The sequence below is a fragment of the Shigella sp. FC1661 genome, from assembly GCF_001712525.1.
GTDB classification, from domain to species: Bacteria; Pseudomonadota; Gammaproteobacteria; order Enterobacterales; family Enterobacteriaceae; genus Escherichia; species Escherichia coli.
Genome location: NZ_MDGW01000460.1, coordinates 1 through 522 on the forward strand (window position 1 = coordinate 1; position 522 = coordinate 522).

The 522-nt window shown below is 53.8% G+C and carries 2 pseudogenes; both read right to left on the bottom strand.

The window, feature by feature from the left end:
* Nucleotides 1-228, bottom strand: a pseudogene (locus BFF42_RS27380) (DUF4376 domain-containing protein); the annotation flags it as partial.
* Nucleotides 217-522 (bottom strand): annotated as a pseudogene (locus BFF42_RS20485) (transposase); the annotation flags it as partial. The pseudogenes BFF42_RS27380 and BFF42_RS20485, both read right to left, overlap by 12 nt.

A 522-nucleotide genomic window follows, 5' to 3' on the forward strand; every position in this document is an offset into this window, starting at 1 on the left:
TTCTGCGCGCCATGCTTCAATTTCCTGACGTCTGGCCTCTCTGGCCGCTTCCAGCATTTCTGGTGTCACAGTGAATGGGGCTATCTCACCCCATTTGCCGCTTTGCAGTTCCTGCCAGATTTGCTGACCCGTCGGAGCGACATCATCAGCGGTGGCTGTGTAGGGGACTGCCTGGTCCCTGTCGTCAAAAAAAACGTCACAGTCTACTGCGCCACTTTCCGCCATTTTAATCATCTGATATCTCACCAGATTATAAGCCAGTAAGACACCCCACAGCTCTTGCTCCACAAGCTCCGGCTTTTTACTTCTCAGCGTCAGCCTGCTCAGTTGCATCGTCTGTTTTATCTCCCTGTATCCCAGTTCAATTTCCCAGCGATGACTGTACAGATCCGCCATTTCTCCTCCGGGGAAGCGCATGGCGTCCGTCATCGACGTCAGCAGATGGCAGACTTTTCCTTTGCGCGTCACGGTCAGCAGGCGGGCTGTCACTTCATTTCCCAGTCCCGGCCACTTTTTTCGTGC